This is a genomic window from Pandoraea sp. NPDC090278 (assembly GCF_044772185.1).
In the GTDB taxonomy this organism is placed as follows: Bacteria; Pseudomonadota; Gammaproteobacteria; order Burkholderiales; family Burkholderiaceae; genus Pandoraea.
In genome coordinates this window covers 1-1,085 of sequence record NZ_JBIVYJ010000046.1, presented here as the reverse complement: position 1 = coordinate 1,085, position 1,085 = coordinate 1, and the positions used below count along the sequence as shown (strand labels likewise).

Annotated in this window: 1 protein-coding gene; it reads right to left on the bottom strand. The window is 59.7% G+C overall.

Annotated features, from left to right (window positions below; translation table 11 throughout):
• The coding region (locus ACIQWO_RS27495) for a filamentous hemagglutinin N-terminal domain-containing protein (RefSeq protein ID WP_402830873.1) at positions 1-1,055 on the bottom strand (1,055 nt) is incomplete at its 3' end.
• Between the last annotated feature and the right edge of the window lie 30 nt (positions 1,056-1,085).

Here is a 1,085-nt window from a genome sequence, read left to right as displayed (position 1 = left end):
GTTTCAACAAAACCACCGTCACCTTTCGAGCTTCCAATACGAATCAGCGCGCTCTCGCCAACAACGGTCCGATTGGCAAACCCAATGTTCGCTACGTCGCTCGCCTTGTGCAGCGAGTCCCCGCCGATCACCACGCGCCCACCGCCACTCACACCACTGGCGTCGATCGTGGCGTTGCCATATACGGCGACTCGGTCCCCGCCAATAACCACTGCCCCGCCCTTTTGCCCTGCAGACTGCCCGGAGACATCGATCGTGCCGGTTGATACGGTATCGCCACCGTTGCCCAGCAAGATCACCGAGCCCCCCGCCCCTTGGTCGATGGCGCGAGCTCGAATGGTCCCCGCGTTGTTGACCACAGTGCTCAACAACGTATCCTTGCCCGCGGCCGTCAGATAGACCTTGCCTCCATCGGCCAAGATCAACCCCTGGTTGTCCACCAGGGCCTGAAGGGCTGGAGCATCAACATTCACGCTCAGCAGCGAACCGTTATCGAGTTGCAGGCTGACCTTCTCGCCTGCGGTGAGTGCAACGTACCCCTGATTGGCCTGAATGTGCCCGCTGTTGACGAGCTGCTGAGCACTGAGTACCACGAAACCGCCGTTGGCAGCTTTGATGTTGCCTTGATTGACAATCGAAGCACCGCTCTGACCATTGAGCAAGACGCGCTTATCGCCGATGCTCACGTCCTTGGCGGTCGAGGCGAGCAACGAGCCGACGTTGATCTGCGCTGTGGCACCAAACACGATCCCGTTAGGGTTGATCAGATACACCTGACCATTGGCGTTGATATTGCCCAGAATCCTGGACGGATCACTGCCGACAATGCGATTGACCACCGTCGAGGCGGCCCCAGGCTGAGCGAAGTTGACCGTATTGCCTGCACCGACATTAAAGCTCGTCCAGTTCAGTCCCAGCATTTGCGAGGCCTGCCGAACCGTCATGATGTTGCCGTTCACAGAAACGGCTCCCGAGCCTGCTGTCACAACGGCACCCGAAGGCAATACCTGCGCCCACGCAGGCATCGACAACGCCCCCCAGCCAAACGCCGTCATGAGCATGCTCGACAGCAGACGCCGAGTTGG